Genomic DNA, 23,435 nt, shown 5'->3' with positions numbered 1-23,435 from the left:
GGCTGCGGTTCGGCATTATTCAATTTAATGCCTGGTGGAGGCTCTGAGCCTCTGCAATTCATCCTTCAGGCGCAGTTTTCGACGTTTGAGGTCGGCAATCTCCGTATCGTCCGAAGACGGGGAAGAAAGAATACTTTCGAGCTGCTCCTCCAGAGCGCCGTGTTTCTTTTCGAGCGATGCAATATGAGCCTGAATGGTCATGCGGCACGTCCTTCCTTTTTTAAACCTACCTCCAGCTCTCCATCGCTGGAGTTTCAGGTTTGCGACGACAATGTGACATGGATTAACTGTATTGTCGAAGGCGAAATGAAGGCAATAAGTGGGCAATTTGGTCGCAAGGGATAACTTCCCGTTACCGCGATTTGATGATAGAGGCTCGTGAACGATGACATACGCGCCGGAGGCTATCCGGCTGGCATAAAATGGGGATGACAAGATGCCCGATCAGGACCAGGCGGACATCAGGCTCACGCTGGCGCGGCTGCGCCAGGAGCATGAGGACTACGACGCGGCGATCAACGCGATGATCCAGACCAGTTGCGATGCGCTGCGGATACAGCGCATGAAAAAGAAGAAGCTGGCCGTCAAGGACAAGATGACCCAGATCGAAGATCAGGTCATTCCCGATATCATCGCCTGAGCCGGAGACATTACGTGACAGCAGAAACACCCCCCGTCGCCATCATCATGGGCAGCCAGTCGGACTGGGAGACCATGAAGAACGCCGCCGATACGCTCGATGCGCTGGATGTGGAATATGAAGCGCGCATCATTTCCGCCCACCGCACGCCGGACAGGCTTTATGATTTCGCCAATGGAGCCAAAGACGAAGGTTTCAAGGTCATCATCGCAGGTGCCGGCGGTGCCGCCCATCTACCGGGCATGACGGCCGCGATGACACCTCTGCCCGTCTTCGGCGTTCCGGTCCAGTCCAAGACCATGTCCGGACAGGACAGCCTCTACTCCATCGTGCAGATGCCGGCCGGTATTCCCGTCGGCACGCTTGCCATCGGCAAGGCCGGCGCCATCAATGCCGCACTTCTGGCGGCGGCGGTTCTGGCGCTTGGTGACGACGATCTGGCCGACCGGCTGGATGCATGGCGCGCGCGCCAGTCGGCAGCCGTCGCCGAATATCCCATGGACAGCGCCCAGTGATGGCGAAGATGAATGATCTGACCATCGGCATCATCGGCGGCGGGCAGCTTGGCCGCATGCTGGCGATGGCGGCGGCGCGCCTCAACCACCGTACCATCGTGCTGGAGCCGCAGGCTGATTGTCCGGCCGCGCAGGTTTGCAACGATCAGATCGTTGCAGATTATGACGATGAACGCGCCCTTGCGGAACTCGCCCGTCGCTGCGATGTCGTAACTTATGAATTCGAGAACGTGCCTGTCGCGGCAGCCGAAACGCTCGCCGCCTCCGTTCCCGTCTATCCGCCACCGCAGGCGCTCAACGCCTCGCAGGACCGGCTGACCGAAAAACGCTTCCTCAATGGTTGCGGCATTCCGACGGCCGATTTTCGCGCCGTGGATAGCCAGGAAGAACTGGAGGCCGCCCTGGTAGCTTTCGGCGGCAAGGGCGTGCTGAAAACCCGCCGCATGGGCTATGACGGCAAAGGCCAGCGCCTTTTCCGCGGCGACGAGGACAGCACGGGTGCTTTCGAGGCGCTCGGCGGTGTACCCCTGATCCTCGAAAGTTTCGTCGCCTTCGAGCGGGAAATATCGATCATCGCCGCCCGCTTCAGGGACGGCACCGTCGTCTGCTACGATCCGGCTGAAAATATTCATTTGAACGGCATTCTGCATACATCAACCGTGCCGGCAGCACTCTCCGAAGCGGCTGCGACAGTTGCGGTGCAATCGGCCGAGAAGCTTCTCGCGGCGCTCGATTATGTCGGCGTCATCGGCATCGAGTTCTTCGTGCTCTCCGATGGCTCGCTGGTCGCCAATGAAATGGCGCCACGCGTGCACAATACCGGGCACTGGACGGAAGCCGCCTGCGTGATCTCGCAATTCGAACAGCATATACGCGCCGTGTCCGGCCTCGCTCCCGGCAACACGGAGCGCCATTCGGATTGCGTCATGACCAATCTCATCGGTGACGACATCGATGATGTTCCGGCATGGCTGTCGAAAAAAGACTGTCTCGTGCACCTCTACGGCAAGACGGAAGCACGGCCCGGCCGCAAGATGGGCCATGTGACCGAGCTTTTACACACGGGAAAAGCCTCAGTCTTTTAGGGCAAAGACACCGGCAAGTGTTGACAGGCAGGGCTCAAACGGGTATCTGCCTGCCAACCGAAAAGAGCGCGCCCCGTTGCGCGCTTTTGATTGTTTGAATAAGCACGGTAAATGCCGTGCAAAACTGCGGACCAGTAAAATGAAAATCAAGAATTCGCTTAAAGCGCTTAAGGCCCGTCATCGCGATAACCGCCTGGTTCGCCGCAAGGGCCGCGTCTACATCATCAACAAGCAGAACCCGCGCTTCAAGGCTCGTCAGGGCTGATTGACTGCGACTGCGGTTCGCGATCAATGTCGCGGATCACTTTGTTGACAGAGCAAAACTTTGCATTTGATATTGGGCGCAGGCGGGTTAATCTTTAGCCCATGCGCCCAAATCGTTTTTGCATGTCCATCATAGTCGCTCAGGGTCTCCTGTTATCAGGAATGGCTTCCGTTGCTCATGCGGCGGATGGGCAAACCCCTGCGGTGGCGGAAGCTGCGCCTTCACCGGCCGGAACCATCGACACGCTTTTTGCATCGCTGAAAAAAGAGCGAAATGCGGTCAAGGCGCGCAGCATCGCCAACCAGATTGCGTCCGAATGGAACGATTCCGGCAGCGCGACAATCAATCTCCTGATGCAATGGGCAGGCGAAGCCTCCGACGAAAAGCGCAACGCCGCCGCTTATGATTTTCTCGACCAGATCATTCTGCTCGATCCGGACTATGTGCAGGCGCCCTATCGCCGCGCCATGGTACACTTTGCCGATGGCGACACCCGCAAGGCGATGGCGGATATCAATCTGACGCTGGAAAAGGAGCCGCGCTATTTTCCAGCGCTGGCAAGCCTCGCCAATATCCTCGAAGCCTCCGGTCGCGAGGAACTCGCGCTAAAGGCATGGGAGCGCTATCTGGCGGTCTATCCGGCAGACAAGGATGCCCGCAAACAGGCTATCGATCTTTCGGAGAAGCTGGCTGGCACACGCGGGTAAATCTGCGGGACCAAACAAAAATCGCCGCAAAAGCGGCGATTTTTTATTGAGCGATCGGTAACCGATCATTCCATACCAAGCGCCGCCATATAGGTCTGCAGGATGGTTTCTTCCTCGATACGCTCGTTGGCGTCCTTCTTGCGAAGGCGGATAATGGTGCGGATCGCCTTGGTATCGTAGCCACGACCCTTCGCCTCGCCCATGACATCCTTGATATCACCCTGAATGGCGGCTTTTTCTTCTTCGAGACGCTCGACGCGCTCGATGAACTGACGCAGTTCGGCGGCGGCGACGGTTTCGGTGGTGCTGGTTTCGTCCATCATATCATCCTTCGTAGTGGCGGCTCTTTTTGCGTGAGCCCTGTTCATTGTATCCGGGCTAAAACTTTCGCCGGTCGCCGCCAGCCGGACGGCAGAAATTCAGGCCTGTGAACTGCCCATTGCCGGGCCTCACGTCAAGTCGTTTCCGTCGATCGGGGGTTATTCCTTCGGTCTGCTCTGCTCAAAGGCGGCTTTCTGGGCGTCGCTCGCCTCCGCCTGATATTTTTCCTTCCAGTCGTCATAGGGCATGCCATAGACGATTTCGCGGGATTGCTCCTTGCTGAGCGCGACACCCGCTTCCTCTGCCGCTTCGCGGTACCAGTTGGAAAGGCAATTGCGACAGAAGCCCGCCAGATTCATCATATCGATGTTCTGCACATCGTGGCGCTCGCGAAGATGCTGCACCAGACGGCGAAAGGCGGCCGCCTCGAACTCGATCTGGTGTTTGTCGTTCTCTTTCGTCATGGGGCAACTCCAGGCTCAATAGGGGCCGGTGCGAGAGGCGAACAGCTGATATTCATGCAAAACCGGATCGTCGTTCATTGCGGCGAAAATGGGAGCGAGACGGTTCGACCAGGCCGCAATCCCCTCTTCATCCGCGATCAGATCCTGCCGAACCTCCAGAAGCGCATGCGGTATGCCCTTCATCATGCAGTGGCGGAACATGGTATCGCCCTTCAGCGCCCCGTCATAGGGTTCGTTATCGCCGACGAGAATGTCGCCGGTCGCGCGCAGATGCGCCAGAAGCGGATCGACTGCGCGATTATCCGTATCCCAGAGCACCGCCGCATGCCAGGGCCGCGGCGTTTCCTTCCAGAACGGAGTGTAAGAATGCAGCGACAAGACGAGGGGGGCTTCTTCCGATACTTCCGCTACGCCTTTCAGCACACGGTCCACGGCATCGTGATAAGGCCGATGAAAAACCTCGATGCGCCTTTGCCATTCCTCATCCGAAATCGGGTGATTGCCGGGAATGATCGCCCCGTCCGAAATCTTCATGATGAGAGTGGGATCATCCTCGCCGCGATTCGGATCGATCAGCAGCCGCGAAAACCGTCCGAGCACTGCCGGCACGCCAAGACGGGCGGCCAGCGACCGTGTCAACGCTTCTATGCCGATATCAAATGCGATATGGCGATGAAAAGCGGTTTGCGGAAGGCCAAGTTTGCCGTAGTGTGCCGGCAGAAGGTTCATCGCGTGGTCTGCCAGAAGGACCATGCCTTTGTCATATTCGCCTTCTATGATTTCATAAGGTATGAAGTCGTTCATCGATGATTTTCTGGGGCAGGATTGAGGAGAAAAGCTTGATGGCATGGCTTGAGGCCGGGCGCAAGTTTCGGCGCAGGAACAGCCATCTACCTTACCGCACTCACGATCCCACGAACAATATAATCGATTAAACTCGCGTTGACTTTCTTGGGCGGCCACGCCAAGAAGTGTGTTCATTATAACCATGGAATCCGGATGGAAGCCGTGACTCAGTCATCTCTCGCTCGTCCTCGCCACTTTCGGCATCTTGCCCGTCTTTTTTCCGCAGCGGCATTGTTTATGACCCCGTTTGTGTTCGTGGAAACCGCACATGCGGATTTTCGCGTCTGCAACAGCACGCAAAATCTCGTGGGGGTCGCAATCGGCTATCGTGGACAGGAGGGCTGGGTCAGTGAAGGCTGGTGGCAGGTCCCCTCCTCCACCTGCGCAACGCTGATCGAGGGTGAGCTGCAGTCGCGTTATTATTATCTTTATGCCGAAGACGCCGCCCATGGCGGCCGCTGGACCGGTGACGTCAACATGTGCGTGGCGGAAAACGAGTTCAAGATCGGCGGCGTAGACGATTGTTATGCCCGCAGCTTCCAGAGAATGGGTTTCAAGGAATATGACACGGGCAGACAGGGCAGCTGGATGGTCCAGCTTTCCGATACGCCAGGCACACAGGGAAATCAAAACTGATGAAGCGTAACCGCAAAGTCAAAATTCTTGCAACTCTCGGCCCCGCCTCCTCGGATGAGGCGATGATCGAAAAGCTGCATCTGGCTGGCGCCGATCTTTTCCGGATCAACATGAGCCACGCGAGCCACGACGTGATGCGCACGCTGATTGAGCGTATCCGCTCGGTCGAGAGCCGCAACGGCCGTCCCATCGGCATTCTGGCCGACCTGCAGGGTCCCAAGCTGCGCGTCGGAAAGTTTGCCGAAACCAAGGTCGATCTGGTTCCGGGCCAGACCTTCACGCTGGACAACAACGACACACCCGGCGACAACACCCGCGTTTTCCTGCCGCATCCTGAAATCCTCGAAGCGGTCAAGCCCGGCCATCGCCTGCTGATCGATGACGGCAAGCTGCATCTGCGCGCTGAAAAGAGCGACGGCAAGAGCATCGTCACCACCGTCGTTTCCGGCACCAAGATTTCCGATCGCAAGGGCATAAGCCTGCCCGACACCCTGCTCGGCGTCGGCGTTTTGACCGACAAGGACCGTGTCGACCTTGATGCCGTTCTCGCCACCAACGAAGTGGACTGGGTCGCCCTCTCCTTCGTCCAGCGTCCGGAAGACCTGGCCGAAGTGCGCAAGATCGCGCGCGGCCGCGTTGGCCTGATGTCCAAGATCGAAAAGCCGCAGGCTGTCGAGCGTATCGAGGAAATCATCGAGCTTTCCGACGCCTTGATGGTCGCGCGCGGCGATCTGGGTGTCGAAATGCCGCTGGAAGCGGTTCCGGGCATCCAGAAGCAGCTGACGCGCGCCTGCCGCCGCGCCGGCAAGCCGGTCGTTGTTGCCACGCAGATGCTGGAATCGATGATCACCGCGCCCGTCCCGACGCGCGCTGAAGTGTCCGACGTCGCCACCGCCGTGTTCGAAGGCGCTGATGCCATCATGCTTTCGGCTGAATCGGCCTCCGGCGACTATCCGATCGAAGCCGTCTCCACCATGGCGTCCATCGCCAGCACCGTGGAACAGGATCCCTATTACTCCAACATCATCTACGCGCAGCGCCCGCAGCCGGAAGCCACAGGCGCCGACGCCATTTCGCTCGCCGCCCGCCAGATCGCCGAAACGCTGAAACTGTCGGCGATCGTCACCTACACCTCGTCCGGCACGACGGGTCTGCGTGCGGCGCGCGAACGGCCGCAGGTTCCGATCATTGCTCTTTCGCCGATCATCCAGACCGCACGCCGCCTGTCTGTCGTCTGGGGTCTGCACTGCGTCGTCACCGGCGATGCCAGCGATCTGGACGACATGGTGAACCGCGCTTGTCGCATCGTCGTTTCCGAAGGTTTCGGCAAGCCGGGCGACCGCATCATCATCTCCGCCGGCGTGCCGCTCGGCACCCCCGGTGCGACCAATATGGTGCGCATCGCCTATATCGGCTCGGACGGCCAGAGCGGCGTCTGATCGCGGAATATACAGGCATTAAAAAACCCGCCGGCAACGGCGGGTTTTTTGTTGGCCTTGTGGCCGATTACAAAAGCGAGGCTCAGTGCATCTTCACCGGTGTGCTGAAGCGGCTGGACTCGATTGCCGCCGCGCCCGGCTTGAAGCTTGCCGAGGTGGCCGAAGCCGACATGTCGTGGCTGAGCATGCGGTTGGCGACAACACGCGGCGCCTTTACCGAGCGTCCGGTCGTACCCTTGTTCTGGTTGAGCGCCCAGTCAGAGATCGAATCCTGCGTCAGGCGACCACCACCGACCATGGCCTGATGGGAAACGGCCGCATCCTGCCTGCTCGGACGCGAGCCTTTGGTTGGCAAACCAGCAGTAAGGCCACCATTGACGGCGGGCTTCAGATCAAAGGCGTCACCGAAACCTTCCTGTGGAGCGGCCTTTGCGGTTTCAGCAGGCGCGACCGTAACCTTGTGGTTGACGGCGGCCGGGAATTGCGCGGCCGTCGGCATGGCAGCGGACTGAACCTGTGAACGGGCGGCCTGGCCACTCTGTTCAAGCGCCGCAACCACCGTCGGCGAAAGCGTATCCTGCTGCGCCTCGGCGAGATCGTCTTCGCCTTCCTGATCAGCATTGGCGGCAGCAAGAAGGGCTTCAGCCACGGCCGGGCGATTGGCGGGAACCGGAATGGAGGCAAGCTCACCGGTCGCCGCAGGGGTCGCACCATCGGCGGAAGCCGTCAGAACTGATCCTTCCGCATCGCCTCTCATGCCACGCGGCCCGAGAAGTGTAGGTACTGGCACGGAGACTTCAGCCAGATCGGCAAATTGCTGGCGTTCGGCCGGAGCAGATGCCGGGGTCGGCGTCGTTGCAGCCTGCAAGGCGTCCTGTGCGGCATTACGGGCTGGAGAATAAAGTGCCGTCGCCAAGCCGGTATTAGCCGGCGGCTGGTTGCCGAAAGCTGGACGAGCCGTCGGCAGCGGCGCATCGTTCACGCCCGGAAGAGCTTGGGCGGAAGCCACCGCAATCGTTGGTTCTGGCTCAGGCGCTGCTTGCTGCTGCGGAGCAGCCGGGCGTGCGACCGCCGGGCGTTCTGCGGGCTCCGGCGCTGCGATGCTATCGGGATCTTCATCCTCATCACCACCACCGCCAAAGAGCGCCTGCAACAGCGTCTTGCGCTTGCCACCGCCACCAGAGGAAGCGGGACCGGAACCGGCGCTGGACGCAACCTGAACGGAGGAGGAGCTGACGCGCTTCTTGTAATCCGCCAGCGCCTGCTCATAACCGGGAAGCGGCTTGCCATCGGACGGAACGTGCAGCGTATTGCCTTTCGGGAAAATACGCACGAGTTCCTGGCGGCTCATGCGTGGCCAGGCGCGAACGCCGCCGACATCCATGTGCACGAAGGGAGAACCGGAACTCGGATAAAAGCCGACGCCGCCGATCTGCATCTGCATGCCTACTTCACGCAGGGTGGCAAGCTTCACACCGGGAATGTAAAAATCCATGGCCTTGCCGAGCATGTGCTGGCTTTTTTCCGCTACACCCTTGGTGCGCGAACGCAAGAGGCCGTTGGTCTCCGGCGAACGGAAGGCCGAGACGACATTGATATAATCGGTCGCGCCGCTGCGGCGATAAACTTCCCAGACAAGATCGAAAAGGCGCGGGTCCATCCGTGTGGGCTGGTTGCGACGCCAGTCACGCAGGAAGCGGTTCAGCTCCTGCAGGCCCTTCTGGTCGTATTTTCCATTGCGCTTGAAGGTGATGACCGCCTTCTCGCGTGTATGGATATAATACAGTTTGAGGCTGCGCGTTTCGGCGGCGGCTTCCGTCGCCGAAACACCTAAGAAAGGCATGGCGGCGAGCATCAGGCAGGCAAAGGTGACAGCGCGTGCCGACAGCTTCGTGCATATATCCTTGATCAAGCCGCGCGCAATCTTTGTCGAAAGCGCGTTATTCCGATGCAGATATGGCAATTCGATCCCCGCCTGGAAGACAATTTCTGTCACATTGCCTCAAATGAACGTCAAATACGGTGACACGATGGCAAAATTGCCACACAGATGCAACCTTCCTCTATATAGTGAATCAGCCACTAACAAGAGGTTTATAGACGGTAAGCGGATATCCTTGCTCAGAAGTTAACGAATTTCACGATCTGCCGGGCGATGCGCCATTTGCGGCTTCATGCGGCATCTCGAAGCGGATCGTCGGGATCGATGCCGTAATCCTTCAGTTTTCGATAAAGCGTCGAACGGCCAATGCCGAGTTTCCTGGCAACCTGGCTCATCTGCCCGCGATAGAAACGCAGCGCGAAGCGGATAAGCTCCTCTTCGATCTCGGCCAGCTTTCGAATATTGCCCGCCTCATCCATGCTCGAGATCAGATTTCCGCCCCGGTAAATGGTGGTGGAAACATCCGATGCTTCTTCCACAACAGCGTGGCTTTCGGCGAGCGGCGGCGGCGAATAGGCAGCCAGCGTCAGCGACGATCCGGACGGCGAGCGGATGGAATCGCCCGCATCGTCCATCGCTGCGAATTCCGGCAGCTGCAACGCGATCTGCGGAAAATCGGTATCCGCCAGGTCCTCTCCCTGCGACAGCACAACGGCGCGGAAGACCGCGTTTTCAAGCTGACGAATATTGCCCGGCCAGTCATAGGCCGTCAGAAGCGCAAGCGCGCTGGCATCAAGGCCGACGGGATTGGGCAATTTCTGTTCGGCCGAAAAACGCTCGGCAAAAACCCGCGCCAGATGCGGGATGTCTTCTTTACGGCGACGCAGCGCCGGGATGGTGATCGGGAAAACGTTGAGGCGGTAATAAAGGTCTTCGCGGAAACGGCCTTCCTTCACCTCTTCGATCAGGTTCTTGTTGGTGGCGGAAATCAGCCGGACATTAACCTTCTGCACCCGTGCGGAGCCGACGGTTTCGATTTCGCCCTGCTGAACCGCGCGCAACAGCTTGACCTGCACGTCCAGCGGCAGGTCGCCGATTTCATCGAGGAACAGCGTGCCGCCATCCGCTTCCATGAATTTACCGATGTGTTTTTCCGTAGCACCGGTAAAAGCGCCCTTCTCGTGGCCGAAGAGGATGCTTTCCACCAGATTATGCGGGATGGCGCCGCAATTGACGGTGATGAACGGCTTGTTCGCCCTGTCGCCGGCCGACTGGATAGCGCGAGCAACCATTTCCTTGCCGACACCGGATTCGCCTTCCAGCACCACGGGAATGCTGGACTGGGCGGCGCGCTGCGCCAGCTCTATGACCCTCAGCATTGCCGGGCTGGCGGAAACGATATCGGTAAAATTCACTGCATTGCTCCGTCCACGCCTGCCCGTGCGGGCCTTTGCCTCTCTCCTGTCCAGCTTGAGGGCATTGGAGATGGCCGCGCCGATCCTTTCCGGCGAAACCGGCTTGACGACGAAATCGAAAGCGCCGGCGCGCATGGCCTGCACGACGGTATCGATGCCGCCCTGGCCGGTCTGAACGATGACGGGAACATCGGTGCCGAGTTCACCAACGGCTCTCAGAAAAGAAAGACCGTCCATTTCCGGCATCATGAGGTCGAGGACGATGACATTGATCTCGCCGCTATATTGCTTGAGCAACTCCAGCCCCGCCCTGCCGTTTTCGGCAAGCAAGGCCAGATGCCCATAACGTTCCACCGCATTTTTGAGCAGGCGGCGCTGGACGGGATCATCGTCTATCACGAGAACATGCGCGGTCATTTTTGGCTCCGGTTTCCGGTTTATGGACCTGCGTCATGCGGTCCCTTGTGGCGCACTCTGGCACGGGAGACTTGAACATCCAGTTTTGAGATTTGCTTGCATTTTATCCATTGCTGCGGGAAACAAAGGCCCCATATGCTTCGCAAGCATAATCAGAAGGACGCGTTCGATGACCCTCAATCGCCTCACCCCGCCGCCCGTATTTTCCCTTGCCGAGACCTCCGGTCCCGTGCTGGGCGACCTGCCCGGCTGGAAGCTCGCGGATCTCTACCCATCAGGTGATTCACCGGAATATAAGGGCGACATCGAAAAGGCGGCGGCAATGGCGACCGCTTTTGAAGGCAAGTGGAAGGGCAAGCTTGAGGCAGCTGCAAAGGCCACGGGCGACAAGGGCATTGGCGCAGCGCTGAAGGAATATGAGGCGCTGGACGATCTTATCGGCCGCATCGGCTCCTTTGCCGGGCTGACCTATTTTTCTGACACCTCGAACCCGGCGAACGGCAAATTATACGGAGATGCACAGGCGAAGTTGACGGATATTTCCGCACATCTCCTGTTCTTCACGCTTGAACTCAACCGCATCGACGATGCGACGATGGACGCCTGCATGGTGAACGACGCCGCAGCGGGACACTACCGGCCTTGGCTGGTGGATTTGCGCAAAGACAAGCCGCATCAGCTTGACGACCAGCTGGAGCAGCTGTTCCTCGAAAAATCGATGACAAGTGCCTCAGCCTTCAACCGCCTGTTCGACGAAACGATGGCCGATCTGCGTTTCGACATTGACGGCGCGAGCCTTCCGCTGGAAGTGACGCTCAACATGCTGCAGGAGCCGGAGCCAGAAACCCGGAAAAAGGCGGCGGAAGCATTGAGCGCCACCTTCAAGGATAATCTGCGGGTCTTCACCCTCATCACCAACACGCTTGCCAAGGACAAGGACATTTCCGACCGCTGGCGCAAGTTCGAGGACATTGCCGATAGCCGTCATCTGGCCAACCGCGTCGAGCGTGAAGTGGTCGATGCATTGGCCGCCGCCGTAAAGAAGGCTTACCCGCGCCTTTCGCATCGCTATTACGCCATGAAGGCAAAGTGGCTCGGCATGGAGCAGATGAATTACTGGGATCGCAACGCGCCGCTTCCCGATACATCGAACACGATCATTCCATGGGATGAGGCGAAGGACACGGTGCTGTCCGCCTATGGCAATTTCGCGCCTGAGATGGCCGATATCGCCCGCCGCTTCTTCGACGAAGAGTGGATCGACGCACCCGCCCGCCCCGGCAAAGCGCCGGGCGCATTCGCGCATCCGACCGTGCCCTCGGCCCATCCTTACGTGCTCGTCAACTATCTCGGCAAACCGCGCGACGTGATGACGCTTGCCCATGAGCTTGGCCATGGCGTGCATCAGGTACTGGCCGGTCAGCAGGGCGCCTTGATGTGCGCAACACCGCTGACGCTTGCCGAAACCGCCTCCGTTTTCGGTGAAATGCTGACCTTCCGCAAATTGCTCGACGACACGAAAGACATCCGCGAACGCAAGGCCATGCTTGCCCGCAAGGTCGAGGACATGATCAACACGGTCGTGCGCCAAATCGCTTTCTACGAATTCGAGCGCAAGCTGCACACCGCCCGCAAGGACGGTGAACTGACTTCCGACCAGATCGGCGAATTGTGGCTGTCCATTCAGGCCGAAAGCCTCGGACCGGCGATCCGCATTTCCGAGGGCTACGAGACATGGTGGACCTATATCCCCCATTTCATCCATTCGCCCTTCTACGTCTATGCCTATGCCTTCGGCGATTGCCTGGTGAACTCGCTTTATGCGGTTTACCAGAAGGCCGAGACGGGCTTTCAGGAGAAATATTTCGAGCTTCTGAAAGCCGGCGGCACCAAACACCATTCGGAGCTTCTGAAGCCCTTCGGCCTTGATGCCACCGATCCCTCCTTCTGGGACAAGGGGCTTTCGATGATCGAAGGGCTGATCGATGAGCTGGAAGCGCTGGACAATAAACAGGCTTAACCTCGCCAGCCGGCAAGGCTATCCTATTTCGGATAAGCTTTGCCGGTTGATAGTGCCGGCGCAGAAACCGACCATGATGACAGGCGACGAGCACAGGCAATGAAACGCAAACCCGCCGATCTGACCTTGAGAGAAACCCTGCGCTGGGAGCCGCAATCGGGCTTTCAGCGCATCGACCAGCATATGCGCCGGCTGCTGCGTTCGGCCGATGCGCTCGGTTTTCGGGCGCCGGCCAATGCGGTTGAGGCGCTGGAAAAGACGGTGGGCGGCGAAAACCCGCTCTGCGTCAGGCTGGTGATGAACTACAAGGGCGAACTCGATATCGAGTCGGCCGATTTTAGTCCCATACTAACAAATGCGATCTGGCGCGTTCGTATCGCGACAAAAACCACGCTCGATTCCACGGATACCTTCTATCGTCACAAGTCGTCGCGTCGCGAACCTTATGATGCCGCCCGCGCCGAGTTTTCAGCCGAAGAGGCGGATGAAGTTCTCCTGCTCAATGAACGCGGCGAGTTGTGCGAGGGATCATCGACCAGCATTTTCGTCGAAATGCCGGACGGGCAGTTACTGACGCCACCGCTCGACAGCGGCGTTCTGCCGGGTGTGTTGCGCGCCGACCTGATCCGTGAACGCAAGGCGCGCGGGCAGGCGCTGAAACCGGATGATATCGCCGGGCGGCGGCTGTTCGTCGGTAATTCGCTACATGGGCTTATTGCGGCTGAGTTGATTTAAACAGTCACCGCCAGAAGCCGGTCGCGGCCTTTTTCCTTGGCTGTATAAAGAGCTTGATCGGCACGCATGAAGACATCGTCGGCGCTTTCCGCCATCCGATAGGCCGTCATGCCGGCCGAGCAGCTGTAAGAGAAATCCGGAAATTCGGCCAGAGGCCTTGAAAGCCGCACCCTTTGCAGCAGGCGCTCGACGATCTCCCGGCCTTCGGTGACCGAACTGCGCGGCAGGACGAGCATGAATTCCTCACCGCCGATCCTGCCGAAACAATCCACCCGGCGAATGACGGAATGGGCGATGCCGACAAAATCGCGCAGCACCGCATCTCCACATTTATGGCCGAAACGATCATTGATCTACTTGAAAAAATCGATATCCAGCGTGCAAAGACAAAACGGTGCTTCAAGCCCCTTGCCGACCCGTTCCACCTGCAAAGCCAGCTTGGCGAAAACGAAACGGCGGTTCGCCGTTCCCGTCAGTTCATCCGTCTGCGAGGCGCGCACGGCCAGATCCCGGTCCTGTCGCAGCGTTCGGTAACCCTGACGCAATTCGGTGACATCGCTTGCGACGCACAGCATCCAGCCATCCTGCTGCACCGTCTCCGTCATCCAGAACCAGCGGCCGTCATACATGTCCATCTCAAAGGCGCGATATGGCAGCTTGCCGCGCCGGGACTGCGCCGACAGAAGCCAGCCCTCGAAATCCCTGTGTCGAACGACGACACCGGTTTGCAGGCGATGGTTCAGCCGCATGATATCCGCCCAGGTCGGAAATTCTTCCGGGGTAATTTGAAAGCTCTCCAGAAACGACGGGTTGGCATGCCGCAGCCGGTCTTCGGAATCGTAAAGGGCAATCAGAACGGGGGTGGCACTTTGAAGCGCTGCGACACGCTCGATGAAACTGTTCAACAGGCAATTCTCCTGTGATGGCAAAAACTCTCGTCGTCATCCGGCCAAAGCCCCCAGCACATGACCTTACGCACGAAAAGAAGAATTCGATTATAAACGCAGTCTCTAAAATGCGAAGGGGCAGAATGCGTCCGTCTGCCTGCTTTCACCCTGACCGTCATATGTCCGTCATCCACCTGCCCTTTATTGTGGCACGCTTTTATGATCTAGCTTACTTATTGGCTGAAAAAGGAAAATTGACGAATGACGGACGCAAACCATCCGATTTACGGCGATATTGACGGCCCCATCATCATGATCGGCTTCGGCTCCATTGGGCGCGGTACTCTTCCGTTGATCGAACGTCATTTCAATTTTGACAAGACCCGGCTCGTCGTTATCGATCCGCGCGAGGATATCGCCGCATTTCTGGCCGAGAGGAACATTCAGCATATCCGCACGCATCTGACCAAGGAGAATTACAAGGAGGTTCTGAAGCCGCTGCTCAAGGGCGTTCAGGGTCAGGGCTTCTGCGTCAATCTTTCGGTCGATGCCGCCTCCGTCGATCTGATGCGGCTTTGTCGCAAACACGGCATGCTCTACATCGACACCGTAGTTGAGCCATGGCCGGGCTTTTATTTCGATGCCGATGCCGACAATGCCTCCAGAACCAATTATTCACTTCGCGAAACCATGCTGAAAGAAAAGGCGCGCAGGCCGGGCGGCACGACGGCCGTTTCCACCTGCGGGGCAAATCCCGGCATGGTGTCCTGGTTCGTGAAACAGGCGTTGATCAATCTCGCCAAGGATACCGGTCTCGAGATCGAAGAACCGCAACCGCATGACCGGGAGGCATGGGCAAAGCTCATGAAACAGCTCGGCGTCAAGGGCGTGCATGTGGCCGAGCGCGATACGCAGCGGGCGAAAGATCCCAAGCCCTTCGGCGCTTTCTGGAATACCTGGTCGGTCGAAGGTTTCATCGCCGAGGGGTTCCAGCCCGCCGAACTCGGCTGGGGCACCCATGAAAACTGGATGCCGAAAAACGCAAAAAAACAGAAGAAAGGCAGCAAGGCGGCGATCTATCTCGATCAACCCGGGGCCAATACGCGGGTGCGGACATGGTGTCCGGGACAGGGACCGCAATATGGCTTTCTGGTCACCCACAATGAGGCGATCTCGATTTCCGACTATTTCACCGTCCGCAATGACGATGGCGAGGTGACCTATCGGCCGACCTGCCATTACGCCTATCACCCCTGCAACGACGCCATTCTTTCCCTGCATGAACTTTTCGGCAATGGCGGCATCCCCCAGCCGGTACAACATGTGCTGGGCGAAGATGAGCTGGTCGACGGCGCCGACGAGCTGGGCGTTCTGCTTTATGGTCACAACAAAAACGCCTATTGGTACGGCTCGCGGCTGAGCCTGCAGGAGGCGCGTTCACTTGCCCCCAGCCAGAATGCGACCGGGCTGCAGGTCAGTTCCGCAGTGCTGGCCGGAATGGTCTGGGCCATTGAAAATCCGCAAGCCGGCATCGTCGAAGCGGATGAAGTAGATTACCGCCGATGCCTGGAGGTGCAGCGCCCCTATCTAGGCCCGGTCGAAGGACACTACACGGACTGGACGCCGCTCGACGGCCGCCCCGGCCTGTTTCCCGACAATATCGACACATCTGATCCATGGCAGTTCCGCAATATTCTGGTGCGGTGAGGAAAGCGGCGTCTCATATTTGTCACGTCACCGCTTTCATGTGGGATGTGAGGAACCGGCAAGAGCAAACAACGTTGCCTTGAAATAAGGAACGCTTCACGGCATGGTCGAAACACGGAAAGTTTCATCGAATCGCAGGAGAACAGGCTCATGAACTTCAAGACAAGCGCTGCTTTGCTTTCAGCCGCCATCGCGGTGTCTTCATGCGTCGCGCCAGGTCCCTCGCAGCAGACCTCGATGGCGCCTTCGCTTTCCCGCGGCCCAGCCGTGGATGGCCGGTGGATCGATCGCAACGGCATCATATCGACGTTTCAGAACGGCGCCTTCTCCACCCGTTCGACCGACACCAACACGCTTCTGGCCTCGGGCACCTATGTGACGATTTCGCCGACGCTCTACGAAATCAACATGACATCGCTGGTGCGCAACACACAGTCGCGCGTCAACTGCGCCCTCGTCTCGCCGTCACAATTGAACTGCACGACAGACAGCAACAGCCAGTTTTCGCTGAACCGCCAGGGCTGATATCGTCGACTTTTCAATGGGATGATCTTCTGAAACGCACGCTTCCAGCGTGCGTTTTTGTTTGTCGCACACCTGTCATAATTTCGCTTGCGGCAATTGCCGCTAAATGGAAACATCCGGTTTTGAAAGACTGACATACTTTCAGCTTAAAAAATGATGGAAGCACGGTCGGATGATGATCGGCCGGCCCGGGCTTCCGCCTTGAACAGGAGAGAGGGACCATGAAGAAAATTTTGGGACTTGGCATGCTGAGCGTTTCGGCGATCACGCTTTCGGCTGGAGCGGCACTGGCCGACTACGAACTCAACATTCTCCACATCAACGATTTTCACTCCCGTATCGAATCGATCAACAAATCCGATTCGACCTGCTCGGCGGCAGAAGAAGGCAAAAACGAGTGCTTCGGCGGTGCCGCACGCCTTCTGACCGCAATCAACCAGACCCGTGATGCGCTGAAGGCTGAAGGCAAGAATGTTCTCCTGCTCAATGCCGGCGATAATTTCCAGGGGTCGCTTTTCTACACTACCTACAAGGGCACCGTTGAAGCCGAAATGCTGAACGCCATGAAGTTCGACGCCATGACCGTCGGCAATCATGAATTCGACGATAGCGAAGACGGGCTTGCCGGCTTCCTCGACAAGGTCCAGTTTCCGGTTGTGACTGCCAATGTGGTAGCCACCGCCGCCTCGAAAATCGGCGATCGCGTCAAGCCGTCCATCGTGCTTGAGGTCGGCGGCCAGAAAATCGGCATCGTTGGCGCCGTCGCCAATGACACGGCCGAACTGGCCACCCCCGGCCCCAATATCACCATTGCCGAAGATGTCGCAAAAATCAGCGAACAGGTGCAGAAGCTGAAGCAGGAAGGTGTCGACAAGATCATCGCCCTTACCCATGTCGGATATCCGCGTGACCTCGAATTCATCGCGAAGATCCCGGATGTGGACGTTGTGGTCGGCGGCCACTCGCATACGCTGCTTTCAAACACCGACCGGAAGGCCGAAGGCCCTTATCCGACCCTCGTCGACAATCCCGGTGGTTACAAGGTTCCGGTCGTTCAGGCCGGGCAATACAGCAAATATCTCGGCGACCTGAAAGTCGTCTTCGATGACAGCGGCGTGGTCAAGGAAAGCAAGGGCGATCCCATCCTGATCGATTCCTCCTTCAAGCCCGACGAAGCTACACTGAAGCGCATCGATGAGCTGAAGGCGCCGATCGAGGCACTGAAAACCAAGGTCGTCGGTTCCTCGGAAGGCCCGATCGAGGGAGACCGCAAGGTTTGCCGCGTCAAGGAATGCTCCATGGGCAATCTGGTAGCGGATGCAACGCTTGCGCGCGTCAAGGATCAGGGTGTCACCATCGCTTTCGCCAATAGTGGCGGGCTGCGCTCCTCCATCGATGCCGGCGATGTTTCCATGGGCGAAGTTCTGACGGTCCTGCCGTTCCAGAACACCGTTGCCACCTTCCAGCTGAAGGGCGAGGATATTCGCGCCGCCCTCGAAAACGGCGTCAGCCAGATCGACGACGGTGCTGGTCGCTTCATGCAGGTTTCCGGCATGAAATATTCCTTCGATCGGTCGAAGCCGGCTGGCAACCGCGTCGTTTCGGTTGACGTCAAGGAAGGCGAGGCCTTCGTGCCGCTCGACCCGGCCAAGACCTATATCGTCGCGGCCAATAACTACGTGCGCACCGGTGGTGACGGCTTCAAGGTCTTTGCGGAAAAAGCGATCAACGCCTATGATTTCGGCCCCAACCTTGAAGAGGCTGTCGCCGCGTTTATCACCGCCAACAGCCCCTATAAGCCCTATACGGACGGCCGCATCAATGAAGTGACGCCGGCGGGTTACGTTGCGCCGGCAAAACCTGCAGCACCTGCAACCGCCGCAACCGCACCGGCGCCGGCGGCAAGCACACCTGCCCCTGCGGCCACACCGGCCCCGGCACCTGCGGCCACTGCACCGGCATCCGCAGCACCCGCAGCGGCGGCTGCTGCCGTCAAGTATGTCGTCGAAAAGGGCGACTCGCTCTGGAAGATCGCGGCGGAAAAATATGGCGACGGCGCGCTTTGGACAAGAATTGCCAAGGCGAACACTCTGAAACGGCCGAACCATATCGAGATCGGCGACGAACTTGAACTTCCGGCTCAATAAGCCGCAAGCCGAGAGACAGGGCAATTTGCCGCAGACCGGAAGCCGGCCCTCAGCAAAGGGGGCCGGCTTCTTATTTTTCCATAAAAAACAGGCAATTACAGGCCGTTAGTTGTCAAAAAGTATCCTGCCTGCCGCTCAACCCCGGAAATCACGTCTGCCGGTGGTTCAATCCTGAGAAAATTCGTCTAGAACACGTGAACAAATTGACGTCACGGGCGTATAGCTCGTGCATTTCCGGCAAACCCCGTCACGGTTCTCGCCGGTGTGTATAAAATAAAAGATGGAGCCTTTCCGCCCCTATCTCAAACGGAAAAGCTCTCACGCAACCAGTCCGAGTTTCAGGTGTCATTCATGGCGACAGAACTATCCGCACTCCCCGCAGACCATCCACGCATCGCGTTCGGCAAGGTTGGCGTCCTGCTCGTCAATCTCGGCACGCCAGATGGTACGGACTACTGGCCGATGCGCCGTTATCTGGCGGAATTTTTGAGCGACAAGCGCGTCATCGAATGGTCGCGCCTTTACTGGTATCCGATCCTTTACGGCATCGTCCTCAACAAGCGCCCGCAGAAGGTCGGCAAGGCCTATGAGGCGATCTGGAATCGCGAGCGCAACGAAAGCTACCTGCGCACCTTCACCCGCAGCCAGGGCGAACTGATGGCGCAGGCGTTGAAGGATCTGCCCAATGTCGTCGTGGATTGGGCGATGCGGTACGGCCAGCCTTCCATCGCCTCGAAAATCGACGCGCTGAAGGAACAGGGTTGTGAAAAAATCCTGCTTTTTCCGCTTTACCCGCAATATGCCGCATCGACCACGGCAACGGTGAACGACAAGGCATTCGAACATCTGATGAAGCTGCGCTGGCAGCCCGCCATTCGCACCGTACCGCCCTATCACGACGATCCGGCCTATATCGAGGCGCTTGCCGCCTCCGTCAAAAACCATCTGGCAACGCTGGATTGGGAGCCGGAGATGCTGATCACCTCCTTCCATGGCATTCCGCAATCATACTTCAAAAAGGGCGATCCCTATTATTGTCATTGCCAGAAAACCGCACGCCTGCTGCGGGAGGCTCTTGGCCGGACCGACAAGAATTTCATGATCACCTTCCAGTCGCGTTTCGGACCGGAAGAGTGGTTGCAGCCCTATACCGACAAGACTGTGGAAAAACTGGCATCCGAGGGCATGAAGCGCATCGCCGTCATGAACCCCGGCTTCGTATCGGATTGTCTTGAGACGCTGGAGGAAATTGCCGGTGAAGCTGGAGAAATTTTCCTCCATAATGGCGGTGAGAAATTCACCCATATTCCCTGCCTGAACGACAGCACCGAGGGCATGACCGTTCTCGAAAAGGTTGTAAGACAGGAGTTGCAAGGCTGGGTGTAATTTTGCCATAACGATGATGGGGTAAAACCCTTATAGTTCGGATTTTGGAGGAAAAGTGATGATTGCATTGGGCGGTTTCGACATCGTCGTCATAGCGGCGGTTGTTCTGGTTATTCTGGTGCTGTTTGCCGGCATCAAGACCGTGCCGCAGGGGCATCGTTACACGGTTGAACGGTTCGGGCGTTACACCCGCACACTCGAACCCGGCCTGAACCTCATCGTGCCGTTCTTCGAAAGCATCGGTTCAAAAATGAACGTGATGGAGCAGGTGCTGCATATTCCGACGCAGGAAGTCATCACCCGAGACAACGCCAGCGTCTCCGCCGATGCCGTCACCTTCTATCAGGTGCTCAATGCCGCACAGGCCGCTTATCAGATTTCCAATCTACAAATGGCGATCGAAAACCTCACCATGACCAACATCCGCTCGGTGATGGGCTCGATGGACCTCGACGAGTTGCTGTCGAACCGCGATGCTATCAACGACCGCCTATTGCGCGTGGTGGACGAGGCGGTGGGACCATGGGGCATCAAGGTCACCCGCATCGAGATCAAGGACATCGCGCCGCCGAAGGATCTGGTTGACTCCATGGCGCGACAGATGAAGGCCGAGCGCGAAAAACGCGCGCAGGTGCTGGAGGCTGAAGGCTCCCGTAACGCCCAGATTTTGCGGGCGGAAGGTGCAAAACAATCCGCCATTCTGGAAGCGGAAGGCCAGCGCGAGGCGGCATTCCGGGATGCCGAAGCCCGTGAACGTCTGGCGGAAGCCGAAGCCAATGCGACCCGAATGGTGTCGGAAGCTATCGCCGCCGGTAATGTCCATGCCATCAACTATTTCGTCGCCCAGAAATATACCGAGGCGCTGGCCGAGATCGGTACGGCCAAGAATTCCAAAATCGTTCTGATGCCGATGGAGGCCTCGGCGCTGATCGGCTCTCTCGGCGGTATTGGCACAATTGCGAGAGAAGTTTTCGGTGACAGGGGCGACGCACCAACTGCCCCCCCTGCCTCCACATCTCCCCGCTCGGTGCCGCCGACGCGGTCTTCCCCCTTCGGTTCTTCATCGGAGAAATAACGATGCTGCAACGGCTTGCCACTGAGCTGGGACCATGGAGCTGGTGGATCGTCGGCTTTGTGCTGCTGGCCGCCGAGCTCATCGCTCCGGGCGTTTTCCTGATCTGGATTGGCCTTGCCGCGCTGGTCATCGGCGCGCTCTCGTTGCTTTTATGGGATGCGGCATATTGGGCCTGGCAATTGCAACTGGTGCTGTTTGCCGCACTCTCCATCGTCTTTGCCCTGCTTGGCCGCAAATATTTCGGCAGGAACCGAGAGGCCACCGATGAACCGTTCCTCAACCAGCGCGAGGCAAGCCTTGTCGGCCGCACCGCGACGCTGCACGAGCCGATTGTCGAAGGACGTGGCCGGATAAGACTGGACGACACATGGTGGCCGGTAAATGGTGAAGACCTTCCGGCCGGAACCCGCGTGAGGATCGCGTCAGCACGCGGCCGCACGCTGACGATCGAACCAATAGACCGATAAGAGAGACAAGTGGGCCTCAGGCCACGCCGATTCTCAATAGATCGTGGAAATGCACCAGGCCGATCGGCCGGTTGTCATCATCCACCACGATCAGCGCGCCAATGTGGAATTTTTCCAGTGTCGCCAGCGCGCTGGTCGCCAGCACCGATTTTTTGACCGTTTTCGGATTGCGGGTCATGATATCGTCGACCGTCAGTTCGGCGAGGTTGCGAGACAGGTTGCGGGCCAGATCACCCTCGGTGACGATGCCGCACAGACGGCCATCCTCGTCCAGAATACCGACACAGCCGAAATGCTTGCGGGAAAGAACGCCGACCGCTTCCGGCATCGCCGTTCCCTTGGCCACCAGCGGCACGCGGTCGCCGGTATGCATGATATCGCTGACCAGCGTGAGGCTGGCGCCCAGTTTGCCACCGGGGTGAAACACCCGGAAATCACCGGCAGTAAAATTGCGCGCTTCCAGAAGTGCTACGGCAAGGGCGTCACCCAGCGCCAGTTGCATCAAGGTGGAGGTGGTGGGCGCAAGGCCAAGCGGACAGGCTTCCTGTTCATTGGGAACCAGCAGCACGATATCGGAGGCCTTGGCCAGCGATGAAGCCTCGGAACAGGTGAGTGAGATCAGCGGAATGGAGAAACGGCGCGAATAGTTGATGATGCTGCGCAGTTCTGCGCTTTCGCCGCCTTTGGAGATCGCCAGCACCACATCGTCGCCGCCGATCATCCCCAGATCGCCGTGATTGGCCTCGGCGGCATGCACAAAAAACGCCGGTGTGCCAGTAGAGGCGAATGTGGCCGCGAGCTTTGCGCCGATATGACCGCTTTTGCCGACCCCGGTGATGATGAGACGGCCATTCGACTGGCCGATGGTCTCGATCGCCTTGCAGAAAGGCTCGGCAAGACCGTTCGTGAGAGCGTCCTCAAGGGCGGCAAGGCCAGCCCGCTCCATCGAAATCGTCCGCACGGCGGATGAGATGGCATTGTCTTCGACCAGTTTGACGGCGCGCGTAATCATGGCCGACTGTTACTCTTTCACCCGGAATAAGTCCACTCTTCAGCCGGCCAGTGCTGCTTTTTAGTGCCGCAGGTCCGGCGGAGAGATTTCCTCGATCGTTCCCAGCCGCTTGAAAGGGATGTTTTCCTCGTCGACCAGATATCGGCCGACTGTCCTTACCCATGAGACCGAACCGTCATCCCGGCGCACGGCATATTCCTGATTGTAAAAGCTTGCCGCCTTCAGGGTGATCAGCGCGGTCTCGATCACACGGTTTCGATGATCCAGATGCACTTTTTCGAGCATCTGAAAAATGCTGATGCCCTGCATCGCCTGTCTCAGCGGAATTCCAAAGAGTTCCGCACAGACTTCATCGAGATAGAATCGGTCGTTGGTAATATCCCAGCAATAGAAACCGACCTGCTTGATGTTCAAAACGGGATTCATGAAACGACGCTGTCACATAAAATAAAAATCAATATAATTTACCAGGCAATAGAAAGACCAATACCCCTAAATCATAGGGCGATTCCGTGCCAAATTGAAACGTTTAAATCTTATCATATTAGAAATATTTTGCATTGCGGCATGTCTCTCCCAGTTCTCTGGCTGGCAGAATTCTGAATACAAGCAGTGAGTGAGAGGCTCGCCGATTTTCACGCGCTTGCCAAAACACTCAAATCCCAGCGATCTTTATCAACTGTTAACCATAAAAAACCTATTGTTAAAGCGATGTTAAAACTTGCGTCGCCTGTCTGGTCCCTGGTTTGTCCACGTCATTTCATCGGCCTCTCATCTATTTGGCCCGGGGAAGTGTTCTGGCAAATTTTCGATCCGGCATCGGCCAATTTCGCCGGGTGAAG

Annotated in this window: 24 protein-coding genes and 1 pseudogene; 16 read left to right on the top strand and 9 right to left on the bottom strand. The window is 58.1% G+C overall.

What is annotated here, in order from left to right; translation table 11 throughout:
- Positions 1 to 24: 24 nt before the first annotated feature.
- A complete protein-coding gene (locus DXT96_RS09320) occupies positions 25 to 201 on the bottom strand; it encodes a YdcH family protein (RefSeq protein WP_149899525.1) in 177 nt (58 codons plus the stop codon).
- A 235-nt stretch (positions 202 to 436) separates the two neighbouring features.
- Here DXT96_RS09320 and DXT96_RS09315 point away from each other — a divergent pair, with 235 nt between their 5' ends.
- From DXT96_RS09315 to DXT96_RS09295, 5 genes are all read left to right on the top strand, one after another.
- Positions 437 to 640, top strand: coding sequence for a YdcH family protein (locus DXT96_RS09315; protein WP_006314698.1), 204 nt, complete (start codon positions 437 to 439; stop codon positions 638 to 640).
- Positions 641 to 654: 14 nt separating this feature from the next.
- Positions 655 to 1,155 (top strand): 5-(carboxyamino)imidazole ribonucleotide mutase, encoded by a 501-nt coding sequence (purE, locus tag DXT96_RS09310; RefSeq protein WP_077767952.1) that lies wholly within the window; start codon positions 655 to 657, stop codon positions 1,153 to 1,155.
- The gene (locus tag DXT96_RS09305; protein WP_153514411.1) at positions 1,155 to 2,240 is read left to right on the top strand and encodes a 5-(carboxyamino)imidazole ribonucleotide synthase; all 1,086 of its coding nucleotides are present in this window, start codon (positions 1,155 to 1,157) and stop codon (positions 2,238 to 2,240) included. Before purE ends, DXT96_RS09305 begins: the two co-directional genes overlap by 1 nt.
- Positions 2,241 to 2,379: 139 nt before the next feature.
- Positions 2,380 to 2,505 carry a type B 50S ribosomal protein L36 gene (ykgO, locus tag DXT96_RS09300; protein WP_003497670.1) on the top strand — a complete coding sequence of 42 codons (126 nt, stop codon included), beginning with the start codon at positions 2,380 to 2,382 and terminating at the stop codon, positions 2,503 to 2,505.
- Between the two features lie 101 nt (positions 2,506 to 2,606).
- The gene (locus DXT96_RS09295; RefSeq protein WP_153514410.1) at positions 2,607 to 3,212 is read left to right on the top strand and encodes a tetratricopeptide repeat protein; all 606 of its coding nucleotides are present in this window, start codon (positions 2,607 to 2,609) and stop codon (positions 3,210 to 3,212) included.
- A gap of 65 nt (positions 3,213 to 3,277) precedes the next feature.
- On the opposite strand, the gene DXT96_RS09290 is transcribed toward DXT96_RS09295, so the two are convergent.
- From DXT96_RS09290 to DXT96_RS09280, 3 genes are all read right to left on the bottom strand, one after another.
- A complete protein-coding gene (locus DXT96_RS09290; protein ID WP_006314683.1) occupies positions 3,278 to 3,535 on the bottom strand; it encodes a DUF2312 domain-containing protein in 258 nt (85 codons plus the stop codon).
- A gap of 156 nt (positions 3,536 to 3,691) precedes the next feature.
- Complete coding sequence (locus tag DXT96_RS09285) at positions 3,692 to 3,997, bottom strand: DUF1244 domain-containing protein (RefSeq protein ID WP_153514409.1); 306 nt, start codon at positions 3,995 to 3,997, stop codon at positions 3,692 to 3,694.
- Between the two features lie 15 nt (positions 3,998 to 4,012).
- Positions 4,013 to 4,801 carry an N-formylglutamate amidohydrolase gene (locus DXT96_RS09280; RefSeq protein WP_153514408.1) on the bottom strand — a complete coding sequence of 263 codons (789 nt, stop codon included), beginning with the start codon at positions 4,799 to 4,801 and terminating at the stop codon, positions 4,013 to 4,015.
- Between the two features lie 279 nt (positions 4,802 to 5,080).
- On the opposite strand from DXT96_RS09280, the gene DXT96_RS09275 reads away from it, so the two are divergent.
- On the top strand, positions 5,081 to 5,479 hold the full coding sequence (locus tag DXT96_RS09275) for a DUF1036 domain-containing protein (protein ID WP_236776599.1): 399 nt from the start codon (positions 5,081 to 5,083) through the stop codon (positions 5,477 to 5,479).
- Entirely contained in the window at positions 5,479 to 6,918 is a 1,440-nt protein-coding gene (gene pyk / locus DXT96_RS09270; RefSeq protein ID WP_153514407.1) for a pyruvate kinase, read from the top strand. Before DXT96_RS09275 ends, pyk begins: the two co-directional genes overlap by 1 nt.
- 82 nt (positions 6,919 to 7,000) lie before the next feature.
- On the opposite strand, the gene DXT96_RS09265 is transcribed toward pyk, so the two are convergent.
- Both DXT96_RS09265 and DXT96_RS09260 read right to left on the bottom strand, forming a co-directional pair.
- On the bottom strand, positions 7,001 to 8,914 hold the full coding sequence (locus DXT96_RS09265; RefSeq protein WP_371418823.1) for a DUF882 domain-containing protein: 1,914 nt from the start codon (positions 8,912 to 8,914) through the stop codon (positions 7,001 to 7,003).
- A 176-nt stretch (positions 8,915 to 9,090) separates the two neighbouring features.
- Entirely contained in the window at positions 9,091 to 10,632 is a 1,542-nt protein-coding gene (locus DXT96_RS09260) for a sigma-54 dependent transcriptional regulator (RefSeq protein WP_153514406.1), read from the bottom strand.
- Between the two features lie 169 nt (positions 10,633 to 10,801).
- On the opposite strand from DXT96_RS09260, the gene DXT96_RS09255 reads away from it, so the two are divergent.
- Together DXT96_RS09255 and DXT96_RS09250 are read left to right on the top strand one after the other, a co-directional pair.
- Positions 10,802 to 12,652 carry a M3 family oligoendopeptidase gene (locus DXT96_RS09255; protein WP_153514405.1) on the top strand — a complete coding sequence of 617 codons (1,851 nt, stop codon included), beginning with the start codon at positions 10,802 to 10,804 and terminating at the stop codon, positions 12,650 to 12,652.
- Between the two features lie 99 nt (positions 12,653 to 12,751).
- A complete protein-coding gene (locus DXT96_RS09250; RefSeq protein WP_153514404.1) occupies positions 12,752 to 13,387 on the top strand; it encodes an aminotransferase class IV family protein in 636 nt (211 codons plus the stop codon).
- Here DXT96_RS09250 and DXT96_RS09245 read toward each other — a convergent pair.
- Positions 13,384 to 14,292: pseudogene (locus tag DXT96_RS09245) on the bottom strand (diguanylate cyclase). The gene DXT96_RS09250 and the pseudogene DXT96_RS09245 overlap by 4 nt on opposite strands.
- Positions 14,293 to 14,535: 243 nt before the next feature.
- Between DXT96_RS09245 and DXT96_RS09240 the strand changes: the two are divergent.
- The 6 genes from DXT96_RS09240 (at position 14,536) to DXT96_RS09215 (ending at position 21,581) form a co-directional block, all read left to right on the top strand.
- Positions 14,536 to 15,981 carry a homospermidine synthase gene (locus tag DXT96_RS09240; protein WP_149899536.1) on the top strand — a complete coding sequence of 482 codons (1,446 nt, stop codon included), beginning with the start codon at positions 14,536 to 14,538 and terminating at the stop codon, positions 15,979 to 15,981.
- Between the two features lie 150 nt (positions 15,982 to 16,131).
- Positions 16,132 to 16,506, top strand: coding sequence for an outer membrane lipoprotein Omp10 (omp10, locus tag DXT96_RS09235; protein WP_153514403.1), 375 nt, complete (start codon positions 16,132 to 16,134; stop codon positions 16,504 to 16,506).
- Between the two features lie 221 nt (positions 16,507 to 16,727).
- A complete protein-coding gene (locus tag DXT96_RS09230; RefSeq protein WP_153514402.1) occupies positions 16,728 to 18,653 on the top strand; it encodes a 5'-nucleotidase C-terminal domain-containing protein in 1,926 nt (641 codons plus the stop codon).
- Positions 18,654 to 19,004: 351 nt separating this feature from the next.
- On the top strand, positions 19,005 to 20,039 hold the full coding sequence (gene hemH, locus DXT96_RS09225; RefSeq protein WP_153514401.1) for a ferrochelatase: 1,035 nt from the start codon (positions 19,005 to 19,007) through the stop codon (positions 20,037 to 20,039).
- Between the two features lie 58 nt (positions 20,040 to 20,097).
- Entirely contained in the window at positions 20,098 to 21,114 is a 1,017-nt protein-coding gene (locus DXT96_RS09220; RefSeq protein WP_153514811.1) for an SPFH domain-containing protein, read from the top strand.
- Positions 21,115 to 21,116: 2 nt separating this feature from the next.
- Positions 21,117 to 21,581, top strand: coding sequence for an NfeD family protein (locus DXT96_RS09215; protein WP_153514400.1), 465 nt, complete (start codon positions 21,117 to 21,119; stop codon positions 21,579 to 21,581).
- 16 nt (positions 21,582 to 21,597) lie between these two features.
- Here DXT96_RS09215 and DXT96_RS09210 read toward each other — a convergent pair whose 3' ends face one another.
- Together DXT96_RS09210 and DXT96_RS09205 are read right to left on the bottom strand one after the other, a co-directional pair.
- On the bottom strand, positions 21,598 to 22,593 hold the full coding sequence (locus tag DXT96_RS09210) for an SIS domain-containing protein (RefSeq protein ID WP_153514399.1): 996 nt from the start codon (positions 22,591 to 22,593) through the stop codon (positions 21,598 to 21,600).
- A 60-nt stretch (positions 22,594 to 22,653) separates the two neighbouring features.
- Positions 22,654 to 23,019 (bottom strand): PAS domain-containing protein, encoded by a 366-nt coding sequence (locus tag DXT96_RS09205; RefSeq protein ID WP_149899542.1) that lies wholly within the window; start codon positions 23,017 to 23,019, stop codon positions 22,654 to 22,656.
- A gap of 186 nt (positions 23,020 to 23,205) precedes the next feature.
- On the opposite strand from DXT96_RS09205, the gene DXT96_RS27065 reads away from it, so the two are divergent.
- On the top strand, positions 23,206 to 23,433 hold the full coding sequence (locus DXT96_RS27065; RefSeq protein ID WP_210251587.1) for a hypothetical protein: 228 nt from the start codon (positions 23,206 to 23,208) through the stop codon (positions 23,431 to 23,433).
- The last annotated feature ends 2 nt before the right edge of the window (positions 23,434 to 23,435 follow it).

The sequence above is a fragment of the Agrobacterium sp. ICMP 6402 genome (genome assembly GCF_009498615.1).
Taxonomy (GTDB): Bacteria; Pseudomonadota; Alphaproteobacteria; order Rhizobiales; family Rhizobiaceae; genus Agrobacterium; species Agrobacterium burrii.
The sequence above is the reverse complement of the archived record's forward strand: the minus strand, read 5'-3'. Positions and strand labels throughout refer to the sequence as shown.